Below are 15341 nucleotides of genomic sequence, written 5' to 3'. Positions count from 1 at the left end.
TACGGCTTCACGTTTCTCGTACGGGAGTAATGCTTTACGGCTCTCGTGCAGTTTGAGGTATCCGCCCGGGTCCGCGCATCCCTACCTACAGACTTCGCAGGTCCGCACCGGCTCCGCGCCCGTACGGGCTGAACGTCCGCGCGTCCCGCCCGGAGGAGCGGGACGCGCGGCGCGTCAGTCCTGGGCCTTGCCGCCGGCCAGGCGGCTGATCATCAGGGCGACCAGAATGATCGAACCGTAGACGAGCTGTTTCCACTCGCCGGGGACGCCCTTCAGGGTCAGGATGTTCTCGACGAGGCCGATCACCAGGACACCGGTGAGCGCGCCGAGGATCGTCCCCTTGCCGCCGTCCATGCTGACGCCGCCGATGACGGCGGCGGCGAAGGCCATGAAGATCCAGCCGACGCCCTGGTTGGCGCTGATGCCGCCCAGGCGACCGGTCTCCAGCACGCCGGCCAGCGCGGCGACGATCCCGCCGATGACGAAGACGACCCAGACGACCCGCTCGACCCTGACGCCCGCCGCGCGGGCGGCGTCGGCGTTGCCGCCGATGGCGTAGAGCGAGCGGCCGCCCCGGAAGTAGCCGAGCGCGACGATGGCCGCGGTGAAGAGCGCGCCGACGATCCAGATGGCCGCCGGCAGGCCGAGCCAGGTGGCGCTGCCCAGGTAGAGGAACGACTCGGGCAGCTCGAACAGGCTCTTGCCCTGGGTGAGACCCAGCTGGAGACCGTGCACGACGATCATCATGGCCAGCGTGACGATGAAGGCCGACAGCTGGAACCGCAGGATCAGAAAGCCGTTGAAGGCGCCGACCAGGCCGCCGATCAGCAGGCAGAGCGGGATCGCCAGGATGCCGGGCAGCTCAAGGCCGAAGCCGCCGGCCGCCACCGGGATGACCAGCATCACGCCGACGGCGGGCGCCATGCCGACCGTGGACTCCAGCGAGAGGTCGAACTTGCCGGAGATCAGGATCAGCGCCTCGGCGAGCACCACCAGCGCCAGGGCGGACTGCTGCTGGAGCACGTTGGTCAGGTTGCCCGGGGTGAGGAAGATCGGGTCCACCAGGGAACCGGCGATCAGCAGAACGACGATCACCGGGACCAGGGTGAGGTCGCGGAAACGCCCGAGCCGGATGCGGCGCCCCCGAGGGGCGGCCGGCGCGGGGGGGAGGGTCTTCGTCGTGGTCATCAGTGGTCGATACCTTCCATCGCCGCCACCAGCTCGTTGTCCGTCCAGCCGCGCGGCACGTCCTTGACGATCCTGCCGTGGAACATGACGAGGACCCGGTCGCAGATCCTCAGGTCGTCGAGTTCGTCGGAGACCAGTACGGCCCCCGCGCCCCGGTCGGCCGCGTCCTCCACCGCGCCGAGCAGGGAGTGCTTGGCCTTGACGTCCACCCCGGCGGTCGGGTTGATGACCACGAGCGCGCGGGGGTCGTCGGCGAGCGCCCTGGCCAGCACCACCTTCTGGGCGTTGCCGCCGGACAGGTCGGCCACCGGCTGGTCGGGCCCCGTCGTCTTGATGTCCAGCTGTTCGATCATCCGGGCGCCACGCTCGCGGCGGCGGGCCGGGAACACCGCGCCGAAGCGGCCGAGCTTGTGGGCGATCGGGATGGTCGCGTTCTCGGCGATCGACAGCAGCGGGACGAAGCCCTGGTGGTGCCTGTCCTGGGGGACGAACCCGAGCCCGGCGCGGAGCGCCGACGGCACGTCGCCCTGCCTGACCTCCGTGCCGTTGACCGTCACCGTCCCGGTGTCCGCCCGGTGCAGGCCGACCAGGGTCTCGGCGAGGCCGACCTTGCCACTGCTGCCCGAACCGGCCAGGCCGACGATCTCGCCCGCGCGGACGGCCAGGTCCACGTTCTGGTAGCGGCCGGCGAGACTGAGCGCCCGCGCCGAGAGCACCACGGGGGCCGAGGTGCCGGGCGTGCGGGTGCGGTACTCGTAGGCGGCGGTGGCCTCGCCGGTCATCGCGTCGACGAGCCGGTCGTGGGGCAGGTCGCCGACCGCGGCGGTGACGATGTGCCGGGCGTCGCGGAAGACCGAGACGCTCTGGCAGATCTCGTACACCTCCTCAAGATGGTGGGAGATGAACATCATCGTGACGCCCTGCTCCCGCAGGGCGCGCATCCGGTCGAAGAGCCGCTGGATGGCGGGGCCGTCGAGCTGGGCGGTGGGCTCGTCCAGGATGATGAACCGGGCGCCGAACGACAGCGCCCTGGCGATCTCCAGCAGCTGGCGCTGCTCGACGCCGAGATCCCCGGCCATGGTCTCGGCGTCGACGTCCACGCCGTACTGCTCCAGGAGCTGCCGGGCCCGCCTTCGCAGGCTCCGCCAGTTGATCCTGCCCCGCTCGGTCTGGCGGTTCAGGAAGAGGTTCTCCGCGACGGAGAGCGTGGGGATGATCGTCGACTTCTGGTAGACGCACGCGACACGCTGCCGCCAGGCGTCCCGCTCGGCCGGCGGCGGCGCGGGCCGACCGGCGAAGCGGACCTCACCCTCGTCCGGACGCTGCAGGCCGGTCAGGATCGACACCAGCGTGGACTTGCCCGCGCCGTTCCTGCCGACGAGCGCGTGCGTCTCCCCCTCGGCGATGGCGATCCCGGCGCCGTTGAGGGCTGTGGTGGGGCCGAAGCGCTTGGTGATCCCAACCGCTTCGACCGCCGTGACGGAAGATGTCATCACTTGACCTGGTTACCCCAGAGAGCCTTGTCGTCCACGTTCTCCTTGGTGACCAGCGGGGCGGGGAGCTGGTCCTCAAGACCGTTCGGCAGCTGGATGATCGTGCTGTCGTGGTCGGTGGGGCCGGGCTGGAAGGTCTTGCCCTCGGCCGCGGCCTTGGCGTAGAACATCGCGTACTTGGCGTAGAGGTCGGCCGGCTGGGAGACCGTGGCGTCGATCTCGCCCTTGCGGATGGCCTCGAACTCCTGCGGGATGCCGTCGTTGGAGATCACGAAGACGTGCTTGGGGTCCTCCGGCGGCACGATCAGGTTCTTGGCCTTGAGCACCTGGATGGTGGGGGCCAGGTGGACACCTCCGGCGTGCATGTAGACGCCCTTGATATCCGGGTGCTGCTCAAGGCGGGTCTGCAGCATCGAGGCGGCCTTGGTGCCCTCCCACTCGGTCGGCTCGTCGAAGACCGTGATCTCGGGGAACTTCTCCTTCATGCAGGCGCCGAACGCCTCGGCCCGGTCGCGGCCGTTGATCGACGAGAGCGCGCCCATGAGCTGGACGACCTTGCCCTTGCCGCCGAGCTTCTCGCCGAGGAACTCGCAGGCCTTCGTGCCGTACGCCTTGTTGTCGGCCCGTACCACCATGTAGACCTTGCCCTTGTCCGGGCGGGTGTCCACGGTGACGACGGGGATGTTCTTGCCCTCCAGGGTCTGCAGCGTGGAGGCGATCGCGCCGGTGTCCTGCGGGGCCATGACGATCACCTTGGCGCCCTGTCCCGACAGGGCCTGGGTGTTGGCCACCAGCTTGGCCACGTCGTTCTGCGAGTTGGTCGGCGGCATCAGGTCGACGCCCAGCTCGGTCGCCATCTGCGGGACGTACTTGTTGAACGAGTTCCAGAAGTCGGAGTCCGCGCGGGGGAAGTCGATCCCGACCTTGCCGCCCTTGGCACCGGCCTCACCGGCGGGCTGGGCCGCGCCGGTACCGGTGGCCTCCGGCGATCCGCACGCGGAGAGGGTGAAGGCGAGCGCGAGCAGTGCCGCGCCTGTCGCCGCGGGTCCGATTTTCATACCTTTGCCTCGATTCAAAGCCATGTGGGGGGTGAGTTTTCTGTGAAGCGCTGTCTCATCCGGGTCAGGCCGACCTCGGGATCAGGGTTTGGGCCGGAGCCTGAGCCCGTGCATTCCGCCGTCCACGGCCAGGACCGTACCGGTGGTGGACGCCGCGAGCGGGCTCGCGAGGTAGGCGATCGCCGCGGCGACCTCGGGGGCGCTCACCAGGCGGCCCATCGGCTGGCGGCCTTCCAGTGCCGCCAGCTCGGCCGCCGGATCCCGCGCCGCGTCGAGCAGGCGCCGCACCCAGGGAGTGTCGGCGGTGCCCGGGTTGACGCAGTTGACGCGGATCCCCTCGTGGACGTGGTCGGCGGCCATCGCCAGGGTCAGTGACTGGACGGCCCCCTTGGACGCGCTGTAGAGCGCCCGCTGGGGCAGTCCCGCCGTCGCCGCGATCGAGCAGGTGTTGACGATCGCGGCGTGTGCCGAGCGGCGCAGGTACGGCAGGGCCGCCCGGGTGACCCGGACGATGCCCAGCACGTTGACGTCCAGAACCTTCGACCACTCCTCGTAGGAGTTGTCCTCGATCGTCCCTGCGGCGCCGATCCCGGCGTTGTTGATGAGGACGTCCAGGCCGCCGAGTTGCTCGACGGCCCCGGAGACGCCCGCGCGGACCGCCTCCTCGTCGGTGACATCCGCCTTGACCTCGACGAACGGCCCCCCGGAGGCGTTGATGTCCAGACAGGCCACCCGCGCGCCCCGCTCGGCCAGCAGGGTGGCGGCGGCCAGGCCGATGCCGGAGCCGCCCCCGGTGACCAGGGCGCGCAGGCCGTCGAACTCACCCATTGAGGGACCTCCATACCGGGCCGTCGGGGTAGGTGTGGTCGGTGATCGACGCGGCGTGCATGGTCGCGCCGAAACCGGGCAGGCTCGGCGCGACGTAGGCGCCGTTCTCGATCACCACGGGATCGACGAAGTGCTCGTGCAGGTGGTCGACATACTCGATCACCCGGTTCTCCATCGAGCCGCTGACCGCGACGTAGTCGAACATCGACAGGTGCTGCACCAGCTCGCACAGGCCGACCCCGCCCGCGTGCGGGCAGACCGGGACGCCGAACTTGGCGGCGAGCAGCAGGATCGCGATGTTCTCGTTCACCCCCGCGACGCGGGCCGCGTCGATCTGCAGGTAGGAGATCGCGTCGGCCTGCAGGAGCTGCTTGAAGACCATGCGGTTCTGGACGTGCTCGCCGGTGGCGACCGGGATGGGCGCGATGCCCCTGGCGATGGCGGCGTGGCCGAGCACGTCGTCGGGGCTGGTCGGCTCCTCCACCCAGTGCGGGCGGAACTCCGCGAGGGCGTTCACCCAGGCGATGGCGGAGTCGACGTCCCAGCGCTGGTTGGCGTCGATCGCGATGGGGAAGTCGTCGCCGCAGGTGTCGCGGGCGATGCGCATCCGCCGCCGGTCGTCCTCCAGGTCGGCGCCGACCTTCAGCTTGATCTGGGTGAAGCCCTCGTCCATCGCCTCCTTGCACAGGCGGCGCAGCTTGTCGTCGCCGTAGCCGAGCCATCCCGGTGAGGTCGTGTAGGCCGGGTAGCCGTGCTCGCGCAGGTGGGCGATGCGCTCGCGCCTGCCGGGCTCGGCGGCGCGCAGGATCTCCAGCGCCTCCCGCGGGGTGAGCGCGTCGGTGAGGTAGCGGAAGTCGACCAGCTCGACGAGCTCCTCGGGCGACATCTCGGCCAGCAGCAGCCAGAGCGGCCTGCCCGCCCGCTTGGCCTTCAGGTCCCAGAGCGCGTTGACCACGGCGGAGATCGCCATGTGCATGACGCCCTTCTCCGGGCCGAGCCAGCGCAGCTGGGAGTCGTGGACCATCTCCTTCCAGAGCGCGCCCATGTCCTCGACGTCCCTGCCGAGCACGTACGGCTCCAGCGCCCTGATCGCGGAGGTCTGCACCTCGTTGCCGCGTCCGATGGTGAAGGCGAAGCCGTGGCCCTCGAACCCGTCGTCGGTCCTCAGCACCAGGTAGGCGGCCGAGTAGTCGGGGTCGGGGTTCATCGCGTCGGAGCCGTCGAGCTCCAGCGAGGTGGGGAAGCGGATGTCGTGGGTCTCCATCGAGGTGATGTGGTACGCGCCCACCCCCTCGCTCATGCCTGTCCCACCGTCTGCCGCTGGGCGCCGAGGCCGTCGATCTCCAGTTCCATGACCTGCCCCGCTCGCAGGTACGGGGTGCCGGGCAGGCCGAGCGCGACGCCGGCGGGGGTGCCGGTGTTGATGAGGTCACCGGGTTCGAGGACCATGAACCGGCTGAGGTAGCGGACGATCTCCGCCACGGTGAAGATCATGTTCTTGGTGTCGCCTCTCTGGCGCCGCACGCCGTCCACCGACAGGCGCAGGCCCAGGGCCTGCGGGTCGGGGATCTCGTCGGAGGTGACCAGCCAGGGGCCGAGCGGGTTGAAGGTCTCGCAGGACTTGCCCTTGTCCCACTGACCGCCGCGCTCCAGCTGGAACTCGCGCTCGGAGACGTCGTTGGAGATGGTGTAGCCCGCGATCTTGGACAGCGCCTCCTCGTCCGTCTCGACGTAGCGGGCCGTCTCGCCGATGACGACCGCCAGCTCGACCTCCCAGTCGGTCTTCACGCTGTCCCTGGGGATGAGCACCTCGTCGTCGGGGCCAACGATCGTGTTGGCTGCCTTCATGAAGACGACCGGTTCCGCCGGGGGCGGGGTGTTCGTCTCCTCCGCGTGGTCGCGGTAGTTGAGCCCGATGCACACGATCTTGCCCGGCCTGGCGATCGGGGCGCCGATCCGCAGTCCCTCGGCGTCCAGCACGGGCAGTTCGCCCCGCTCCAGCGCCTCCCGGACGCGAGCCACTCCCCCGGAGGCGAGGAAAGCCCCGTCGATCTCGGCTTCGGAGATTTCGCGGAGGTTACCGGCCCCGTCCAGGACGGCCGGCCGCTCATGGCCGACGGGTCCTACTCGCAGCAGCTTCACACCGCACCCTTCGTTGATACATCGGATGTCTTGTTCCGTGATGCTGAACGACGCCGAACCTCGATGTCAACCCCTCGCCCCCGATACATCCGATCCGTTATCGAGGAGAAACCCCGCCTGGCAGGGGTTATACCGGATCATGGCCCAATTTCGACCTTCAGTCATCGGACTTCCCTCGGCAGACAGGAGCAAAGATCGTCTGCGACGCGGCCTCCGGTGATGGGAACGCGAGCGATCGACTCGCAACAAACATCGGAGGATGAGGCTTGTTGCAGCGGGGTTTCGGTGCTATCTCCTAGAAACAGTCCCCCCTGTGATCGGAGGAATTTGTTGCCTCGCCCCCCACGACGACGCCTCGCCATAGTTCTCCTCGCCACCCTCACCCTCACTACCGGGCTATACGGACCCGGTCCGGCGAATGCGGAGCTGTCAGCGAACATGACACAAGCAGATACACCCGATGACTTGACGCTCTGGTACGACAAGCCCGCCACCGACTGGGAGACCCAGGCGTTGCCGATCGGCAACGGCGCGCTGGGCGCCATGGTGTTCGGCGGCGTCGGCGGCGAGCAGATCCAGTTCAACGAGAAGTCCCTGTGGACCGGCGGTCCCGGTTCCAACGGCTACGACTTCGGCAACTGGACCTCCCCCAGGCCGAACGCGATCGCCGAGGTCAGGGCAGAGATCGACCGCGTCGGCAAGATCTCCCCCACGGCGGTGGCGGCCAAGCTCGGCCAGCCCAAGAGGGGGTTCGGCGCCTACCAGACCTTCGGCGACCTCTGGCTGGACATGCCCGAGAACCCCGGGGCCACCACCGGCTACCGCCGGGAGCTGAGCCTGCGCGACGCGGTCGCCAGGGTCGGCTACACCGCGGACGGCGTGACCTACTCCCGCGAGTACTTCGCCAGCCACCCCGGCAACGTCATCGTCGGCCGGATCTCCGCCGATGAGAAGGGCAAGGTCTCCTTCACGCTGCGCACCTCCTCCCCCCGCTCCGACAAGCAGGTCTCGGTCTCGAAGGGACGCCTGACGGTCCGGGGTGCGCTCGCCGACAACGGCATGAGGTTCGAGTCCCAGGTCCAAGTGATCACCCAGGGCGGCACCCGCACCGACGGCACCGACCGGGTCACCGTCGCGGGCGCCGACAGCGCGGTGTTCGTGCTGTCGGCGGGCACCGACTACGCCGACACCTACCCCACCTACCGGGGCGCCGACCCGCACGCCAAGGTCACCTCGGCGGTCGACAAGGCCGCCGGGAAGTCGTACGAGAAGCTCAGGTCCAACCACCTGGCCGACTACCGGAAGCTGTTCGACCGGGTCAGGCTCGACCTCGGTCAGCGGGCCCCGGCCATCCCGACCGACAGGCTCCGCGCGGCGTACACCGGCGGTGCCTCGGCCGACGACCGGGCGCTGGAGGCGATGTTCTTCGCCTACGGCCGCTACCTGCTGATCGCCTCCTCCAGGACGGGGTCGCTCCCGGCCAACCTGCAGGGCGTGTGGAACAACTCGACCAACCCCCCCTGGTCGGCCGACTACCACGTCAACATCAACCTGCAGATGAACTACTGGCTCGCCGAGCAGACCAACCTCGCCGAGACGACCGAACCGTACGACCGCTACACCCAGTCGATGGTCGCCCCCGGCGCGAAGACCGCGCGGGAGATGTTCGGGGCGCGCGGCTGGGTGGTGCACAACGAGACCAACCCGTTCGGCTTCACCGGCGTGCACAACTGGGCCACCTCGTTCTGGTTCCCGGACGCGGCGGCGTGGTTGACCCAGCAGATGTACGACCACTACCGCTTCAGCGGCGACACCAAATACCTGCGCAAGACCGCGTACCCGGTGATGAAGGGCGCGGCCGAGTTCTGGCTGGACACCCTCTACACCGACCCGCGTGACGGCTCTCTCGTGGTCTCCCCCAGTTACTCCCCCGAGCAGGGCGACTTCACGGCGGGCGCCTCGATGTCCCAGCAGATCGTCTTCGACCTGCTGACCAACACCCTGGCGGCGGCGAAGGAGCTGAAGACCGACAAGGCCTTCCAGGCCGAGGTGACGGCCGCGCTGGCCAAGCTCGACCCGGGCATCCGGATCGGTTCCTGGGGACAGCTCCAGGAGTGGAAGGAGGACCTGGACGACCGGGGCAACACCCACCGGCACGTCTCCCACCTGTTCGCGCTGCACCCCGGACGGCAGATAACGGCCGGGACCCCCGAATCCGAGGCGGCCAAGGTCTCACTCACCGCGCGGGGCGACGGCGGCACCGGCTGGAGCAAGGCATGGAAGATCAACTTCTGGGCGCGCCTGCTGGACGGCGACCACGCGCACAAGATGCTCGGCGAGCAGCTCAAGGGCTCCACGCTGGACAACCTGTGGGACACCCACCCGCCGTTCCAGATCGACGGCAACTTCGGCGCCACCTCCGGCGTGGCCGAGATGCTGCTGCAGAGCCAGCACGACACCGTCCACGTGCTGCCCGCGCTGCCGTCGACCTGGCCCACCGGCTCGGTGACCGGTCTGCGGGCCCGCGGTGACGTGACCGTGGACGCCTCCTGGAAGGACGGCAACGCCGACAGGGTCACCGTGCACGCCGGCAGGTCCGGCCCCCTCAAGGTCCGGGCCGCCATGATCGGTGGCCGCTACCGCGTCGAGGACGAGCGTGGCAGGACGATCGACCCGCGCCGCGACGGTGACGTCATCACCATCGACGCCAAGGCGGGCAGGTCCTACACGATCGTCAACGAGGTGGTCGTCAAGATAACCGCTCCCGGGGCCGCGGGCAGCGGTGAGTCGATCCCGGTCGAGGTCACCGTCACTGCGACCGGGGGCCGCACCGTGCCCGCGGGCGCGGCGACCCTCGTCCTGCCGCAGGGCTGGACGGCCACACCCGTCTCGATCCAGGTGCCGGAGGTCCCGGTCGGGCAGTCCAGGACCGCCTCGTTCACCGTGGCCGTCGGCCCGGCGAACGGGACCAGGTCCGCGCGGATCACGGCGGAACTCGCGGGCGACGGCTGGACGGCCGGCGGTGCGACCTCCGTCCGCCTCAGCCCGTGCGTCTCTCCTCCGTCGGGCAGGGCCGTCGTCGCCTGGGACCCGACGTCGGGCACGACCGTCACCGACTCCTCCGGCAGCGGCAGGCACGGCACCGTCGTCGGCACCGCGACCTACGACACCGCGGCCCCGAGCGGCAGCGGGCTGGTCCTGAACGGCTCGACCTACATCACCACGGAGAACACGCTGATCGGCTACCTGCCCGAGGCGACGTTCGCGGCCGAGGTCAAGATCGAGGGGACCGGCTACCGGCGGCTCTTCGACTCCCAGCCGAGCGGCAACCCGGGCACCGACGGGATCATCGTCGACCTGACCCCCTCCAACACCCTGCGCTTCATCGGCGCCGGGCTGAACGTGGGGCTGAGCGGGACGATCCCGACCGGCCGCTACATCGACCTCGTCGTCACCATGGACCGGACCGGCGCGATCAACACGTACGTGGACGGCACCCGGGTCGGCGGCGGCACGGCCACCACCGACGGCATCACCGGCTGCACCTCTCGGCCGCTGCGCTTCGGCGCCGACCAGGGCGGCGGCCAGCGCCTGAGCGGGGCGGTCGACCGCATGGCCGTCCTGCCGAGGGCACTGACCGCCGCCGAGGTCGGCACCTGGCGCGACATCGCGTTCTGATCCGCACGGGATCCGTGCGGAGTCGTCCGCGATCCCCTTGGAGGCCCGGGAAGCACTCGCTTCCCGGGCCTCACGAGGTAGGGTTCCGGGCGACCGTGGTCCCGCGGCTCCCGACTTGACGGGACACCCACCACGTAATAGAACACGTTTCAGAAAGTAGCCCTACCAAGCGTTAGATCAACCATTTGGCAGGACGGCGTGCCCCCTGGGAGAGAGGGAGAACAGTCCCGTCCGTGACGGACGTCCCGCGAGGAACGTTCCGCGCGAACGGGGGAGCACGTCGCCGACCACACTCGCAGGCCGCACCGACAACGAGCCGCGTCACGGGAACGCCGACCCGGTTCACGCAGGAGGACCGTTGGACATCGATCTGGTCGACCAGGACTTCTACTGGCGGAACGGCGCGCCGCACGATCAGCTTGCCTGGCTACGGGCGAACGCGCCGGTCTACGCGCACCCGGGTGACGCCGAACGGGACTGGCCGGGTTTCTGGGCGGTCACCCGGCACACCGACGTGGTGCACGTCTCCCGCCGCTCCGACCTGTTCTCCTCAAGCAGGAAGCTCGCGCTCTTCGACGAGATGCCCGAGGACCAGCGCGCCCTCCAGCGGATGATGATGCTCAACCAGGACCCGCCGGAGCACACCCGGCGGCGCTCCCTGGTCAACCGGGGGTTCACCCCCCGCATGATGGGCGCCCTTGAACAGCACATCCGCGACATCTGCCACGAACTGGTGGACGAGGCCAAGGCACGCGGCTCGGTCGACTTCGTCAGGGACATCTCCGCCCCGCTGCCGCTGTACGTGATCTGCGAGCTGCTCGGCGCCCCCGTCGAGGACCGGGACAAGATCTTCAACTGGTCCAACCGGATGATCGGGGCCAACGACCCGGACTACGCGACCGACCCCGCCGAGGGCACGGACGCGGCCATGGAGGTCTACGCCTACGCCAACACCCTGGCCGCCGAGCGCCGGGAACGGCCCCGCGAGGACATCGTCACCAAGCTGATCATGCCCGACGCCGCCGGGGAGACCCTCACCGAGGAGGAGTTCGACCTGTTCGTGCTGCTGCTCGTGGTCGCGGGCAACGAGACCACCCGCAACGCGGCCTCGGGCGGCATGCTCGCCTTCTTCGAACACCCTGAGCAGTGGCGGCGCCTGGTCGCCGACCGCACCCTCGCCCGCACCGCGGCCGACGAGATCGTCCGCTGGGTCTCCCCGGTGAACCTCTTCCGCCGTACGGCCACCGTCGACACGACGATCGGCGGCCAGGAGGTCAAGGCCGACGACAAGATCGTGGTCTTCTACAGCTCCGCCAACCGGGACGAGGAGGTGTTCGCCGACCCCGGCACCTTCGACATCGGCCGCGACCCCAACCCGCACATCGGCTTCGGCGGTGGCGGTGCCCACTTCTGCCTCGGCAACCACCTCGCCAAGCTGGAGCTGCGGGTGCTCTTCGAGGTGCTGGCCGAGCGGCTGCCGAACCTGGAGCAGGCCGGCCCCGCCCGCCGGCTCCGCTCCAACTTCATCAACGGCATCAAGGATCTGCCGGTCTCCATAACCTGACGGGCAACGACTCCGCCCGGTCGATGTAGGCGACCGACAGGCCGTACAGGGCAGCAGCGATCCGTGGACCGGCGATGCCCGGTAGACCGTACGAAAGGAGGAACCTCCGTGGCGAAAGGCGGGTCCCGGCTTCAGAGCCTTGAACCGCCCGGAGCGGGCCCTCGATAGTCGGGAGCCATGAACGAACTGCTAGCCGAGACCACGGCGCGCCTGGGTGTGACGGGTGCCCAGCTCGCGATGGTCGTGGACGGCGAACTGACCGAAGCCGTGACCGGTGTCGCCAACGCCGAGCTGGGCACGCCCGTGACCCTGGACACGCTCTTCCAGATCGGCTCCACCACCAAACTCCACACCGCGGCCCTGGTCCTCGGCCTGGCCGATGCCGGGCTGGTCGGCCTCGACCGGCCAGTCCTCGACCACCTTCCGGAACTCCGTATCCCCGGCGGGGAGGCGATCACCCCGAGACACCTGCTGTCGATGACCAGCGGCCTGGACAACGGCCCCTACGCCGACACCGGTCGCGGCGACGACTGCGTGGCACGATACGCCGAGCTGCTCGCGGAGATCCCGCTCGCCTTCGCCCCGGGCACCGGGTTCGGCTACTCCAACGCCTCAACCACTGTCTCCGGCCTGCTGGTCGAACGGCTCACCGGCCTGACCTGGGACGACGCGCTCCAGCAGCGGCTGGCCGGCCCGGCGGGGCTCGCCCACACCGTCAGCCTCCCCGAGGAGCTGCCTTATCACCGGCTCGCGGTCGGACACGACGTCGGGGGCGGGGTCGTCAGGCCGTGGGGGTTCTCTCGCGGCCTCGGCCCGAGCGGGAGCACACTCTGTTCCACCGCCGCCGATCTGGCCAGGTTCGGTCAGGTCATGCTGGAGTACGGCGCCGCCGCCGACGGCACCCGAGTGCTGTCCCGCGAGGCGGTCGAGACGATGCAGACCCCGCACGTGGAGGTGGAGGCTCGCTGGTTCGCCGAGCAGTGGTGCGCCGGGCCGTACCGGAAAGTCTGGGACGGCGTCGCCGTGTACGGCCACGGCGGCACCAACCTCGGTGGTTCCTCGACCCTGGTGTGGATCCCGGAGCGGAACGCGACCATGGCCGTCACCGTCAACACGCCATCCCAGGGCTATCCCTTCGCCGACGTGGTCTTCGCCGCGGTCTGCACGGAGGTGCTGGGCCTGACCGTGCCCGTACGGTCCGCTCCCGAGCCCGGCCTGTCCGTGGATGCCGCGCTCTACACCGGTGTCTACGAGACCCACGACACGCGCTACGAGGTGCGGGAACGGGCCGACGGCATCGCCGTCACCGCCCTGTCGGGCGGGGAGAGCCTGACCTGCGACCTGTTTCCGCTCGGCGGCCACCGGTTCTGGCCGGCCGACGACCGGCTCGGTGGAATGCACCGCTGGGACGTCGCCTTCGTCCTCGGGGCGGATGGTCGTGCCGTGCGGTTCCTCAACGGAGCCTTCGCCGCCCGTCGGAGCGCCGACTCCGCCGGTTTCAGCGGCTGACCAGGCCCGCGTCGTAGGCCAGGAGTGCCGCCTGGGTGCGGTTGGCGCAGTGCAGCTTGGCGAGCAGACGGGACACGTAGCCCTTCACGGTCGTCTCGCTGAGGAACAGTCGGCCACCGATCTGCGCGTTGGACAGCCCCTCCCCCAGACAGGTCAGCACCTCCCGCTCCCGTTCGGTCAGCCCGCCGACCAGGCCGCGCGCCTGGCCGCGGACGGGATCGGCAGCGGCGAAAGCGCTGACCAAGCGTCGGGTCAGCGCGGGCGAGACGATCGCGTGCCCCTCGGCCCCGACCCGGACGATGTCGATCAGGTCCTCCGGGTCGGTGTCCTTGAGCAGGAAGCCCACCGCCCCGGCCCGCAGTGCCCGTACGGCGTACTCGTCCAGGTCGAAGGTGGTCAGCATGATCACTTTAGGTGCCCGGGGCAGGCCGCAGATCCGCTCGGTGGCGGCCAGCCCGTCCAAGCCGGGCATCCGGATGTCCATCAGCACCACGTCGGGTGCCAGCCGTACCACCGCCTCGGCCGCCTCGGCACCGTCGTAGGCCTCACCGACCACCTCGATGTCGTCGGCCCGGGACAGGATCGCGCTCAGGTGCGCGCAGACCATCCGCTCGTCGTCCACCAGCAGCACCCGGATCACCGGACCGCCACCCGACCGGCTCCCCCCACCTGGGATCACTGGGCCACCGCCGGGAGTGTCGCGGTCAGCTCGAAGCCACCTTCGGCCGTCGACGCCGCATGGAACACCCCGCCCACCAGCTCAACCCTCTGCCGCAGCCCCAGCAGCCCCGTGCGGGAGGAGGGGGGCAGCGCCGGAGTCCCGGCTGCGGTCGCCGGGTTGCTGACGCTGACCAGCAGCGCGGGCCCCTCCTGGCTGAGCCGGACCTGGACGGGGGCCCCGGGGGCGTGCTTGCGGGCGTTGGTCAGCGCCTCCTGAACCACCCGGTAGGCGGTCCGGCCGAGCGCCGGCGAGACCGCGATGCCGTCGTCCTGGGCCAGCTCGACCACCAGCCCCGACTCCGCGACCAGCCGCGAGACGTCGACGAGCGTCGGCTGCGGGGCCAGCTCGACCGGCCCGGCGTCGTGCAGGACGCCCACCACCTCGCGGAGCTCGTCCAGCGCGCGCCGCCCGGTCGCGCGCAGCTCCTCGGCGGCCAGTCTGACCTCGCCGTTCGGCGCGGCCATCCGTAGCGACCCCGCCTGGAGCACCATCAGGCTCACGTGGTGGGTCACCACGTCGTGCATCTCACGAGCCAGCCTGGTGCGCTCCTCGGCCCGTGCCTGCTCCACCAGGAACCGCTGCTCCCGCTCCGCGCGCTCGGCCCGCTCGGCCAGGGCCAGGTGGAGACGGCGCCGACTGTCGGCGTAGAGACCGAGGATCGTCGCGGGGACCACCACCAGCCCGCAGATCGAGACCAGTTGCAGCGCCACCGCCAGGCTCCGGGCCTCCCACAGGTGCGACATCACCAGCAGGGCCACGGTCGCGACGGCGACCAGGAACCGCCGGTCACCCCGGTGCGCGCCGAGGGAGTAAAGAGCGAACGGCGTCGCGAGCGGCACCTCGACATATCCCAGCGGGACCATGACGAGCGCGACCGCGAGCGGGAACCGCTGCCTGGCGAGTAGCGCGACGGCCCCGGTCACCTGCACCCAGAGCCCCTGCCACGGGACGTCGGGAAGCAGTGCCATGGGCACGGCACCGTTGATCATCAAGTCGCTGGTCACGCCCACCACACCCACGGCGGCAGCGAGCGCGACGTTCCCGGCCACCCGCCTGGCCTCGGCATACAGCTTCACACAGCCAAGCTATCCGGACCGTCCGACCGTCCCCGCCCGGCCGCCGAGAGATGCGACGAAAGTAGGTCCACGCTCCCTACCTTC

11 protein-coding genes are annotated in these 15341 nt (G+C 70.0%); 3 read left to right on the top strand and 8 right to left on the bottom strand.

What is annotated here, in order from left to right:
- Positions 1 to 174 precede the first annotated feature (174 nt).
- The 6 genes from ABT061_RS09170 to ABT061_RS09145 form a co-directional block, all read right to left on the bottom strand.
- Complete coding sequence (locus ABT061_RS09170; protein WP_350914406.1) at positions 175 to 1188, bottom strand: ABC transporter permease; 1014 nt, start codon at positions 1186 to 1188, stop codon at positions 175 to 177.
- On the bottom strand, positions 1188 to 2681 hold the full coding sequence (locus ABT061_RS09165) for a sugar ABC transporter ATP-binding protein (protein ID WP_350914403.1): 1494 nt from the start codon (positions 2679 to 2681) through the stop codon (positions 1188 to 1190). Before ABT061_RS09165 ends, ABT061_RS09170 begins: the two co-directional genes overlap by 1 nt.
- Positions 2681 to 3739: a sugar ABC transporter substrate-binding protein gene (locus ABT061_RS09160; RefSeq protein ID WP_350914401.1), complete on the bottom strand. Its 1059-nt coding sequence runs from the start codon at positions 3737 to 3739 to the stop codon at positions 2681 to 2683. Before ABT061_RS09160 ends, ABT061_RS09165 begins: the two co-directional genes overlap by 1 nt.
- An 81-nt stretch (positions 3740 to 3820) precedes the next feature.
- The gene (locus ABT061_RS09155; RefSeq protein ID WP_350914399.1) at positions 3821 to 4567 is read right to left on the bottom strand and encodes an SDR family NAD(P)-dependent oxidoreductase; all 747 of its coding nucleotides are present in this window, start codon (positions 4565 to 4567) and stop codon (positions 3821 to 3823) included.
- The gene (locus tag ABT061_RS09150) at positions 4560 to 5867 is read right to left on the bottom strand and encodes an L-fuconate dehydratase (RefSeq protein WP_350914397.1); all 1308 of its coding nucleotides are present in this window, start codon (positions 5865 to 5867) and stop codon (positions 4560 to 4562) included. The genes ABT061_RS09155 and ABT061_RS09150 overlap by 8 nt, the downstream gene beginning before the upstream one ends.
- Positions 5864 to 6709, bottom strand: coding sequence for a fumarylacetoacetate hydrolase family protein (locus tag ABT061_RS09145; protein WP_350914395.1), 846 nt, complete (start codon positions 6707 to 6709; stop codon positions 5864 to 5866). Before ABT061_RS09145 ends, ABT061_RS09150 begins: the two co-directional genes overlap by 4 nt.
- Positions 6710 to 7174: 465 nt before the next feature.
- On the opposite strand from ABT061_RS09145, the gene ABT061_RS09140 reads away from it, so the two are divergent.
- The 3 genes from ABT061_RS09140 to ABT061_RS09130 all read left to right on the top strand — a co-directional run bounded on the left by ABT061_RS09140 (position 7175) and on the right by ABT061_RS09130 (position 13460).
- Entirely contained in the window at positions 7175 to 10387 is a 3213-nt protein-coding gene (locus ABT061_RS09140) for a glycosyl hydrolase family 95 catalytic domain-containing protein (RefSeq protein WP_350914393.1), read from the top strand.
- A 358-nt stretch (positions 10388 to 10745) separates the two neighbouring features.
- Entirely contained in the window at positions 10746 to 11951 is a 1206-nt protein-coding gene (locus ABT061_RS09135; protein WP_350914391.1) for a cytochrome P450, read from the top strand.
- Between the two features lie 177 nt (positions 11952 to 12128).
- Positions 12129 to 13460 (top strand): serine hydrolase domain-containing protein, encoded by a 1332-nt coding sequence (locus tag ABT061_RS09130; protein WP_350914389.1) that lies wholly within the window; start codon positions 12129 to 12131, stop codon positions 13458 to 13460.
- Here ABT061_RS09130 and ABT061_RS09125 read toward each other — a convergent pair.
- A complete protein-coding gene (locus ABT061_RS09125) occupies positions 13450 to 14100 on the bottom strand; it encodes a response regulator (RefSeq protein WP_350914387.1) in 651 nt (216 codons plus the stop codon). The two genes, ABT061_RS09130 and ABT061_RS09125, sit on opposite strands and share 11 nt — an antisense overlap.
- 35 nt (positions 14101 to 14135) lie before the next feature.
- Positions 14136 to 15257 carry a sensor histidine kinase gene (locus ABT061_RS09120; RefSeq protein ID WP_350914385.1) on the bottom strand — a complete coding sequence of 374 codons (1122 nt, stop codon included), beginning with the start codon at positions 15255 to 15257 and terminating at the stop codon, positions 14136 to 14138.
- Positions 15258 to 15341: the final 84 nt, after the last annotated feature.

The organism is Streptosporangium sp. NPDC002544 (genome assembly GCF_040295965.1).
Taxonomy (GTDB): domain Bacteria; phylum Actinomycetota; class Actinomycetes; order Streptosporangiales; family Streptosporangiaceae; genus Streptosporangium.
Note: the sequence above shows the minus strand (reverse complement) of the source record. Positions and strands in the feature narration are given on the sequence as shown.

Excerpts from the sequence above, each read along its gene's own strand:
- ABT061_RS09170 (WP_350914406.1), bottom strand. The coding sequence starts at position 1,188 with ATGACCACGACGAAGACCCTCCCCCCCGCGCCGGCCGCCCCTCGGGGG.
- ABT061_RS09165 (WP_350914403.1), bottom strand. The coding sequence starts at position 2,681 with ATGACATCTTCCGTCACGGCGGTCGAAGCGGTTGGGATCACCAAGCGC.
- ABT061_RS09160 (WP_350914401.1), bottom strand. The coding sequence starts at position 3,739 with ATGAAAATCGGACCCGCGGCGACAGGCGCGGCACTGCTCGCGCTCGCC.
- ABT061_RS09155 (WP_350914399.1), bottom strand. The coding sequence starts at position 4,567 with ATGGGTGAGTTCGACGGCCTGCGCGCCCTGGTCACCGGGGGCGGCTCC.
- ABT061_RS09150 (WP_350914397.1), bottom strand. The coding sequence starts at position 5,867 with ATGAGCGAGGGGGTGGGCGCGTACCACATCACCTCGATGGAGACCCAC.
- ABT061_RS09130 (WP_350914389.1), top strand. The coding sequence starts at position 12,129 with ATGAACGAACTGCTAGCCGAGACCACGGCGCGCCTGGGTGTGACGGGT.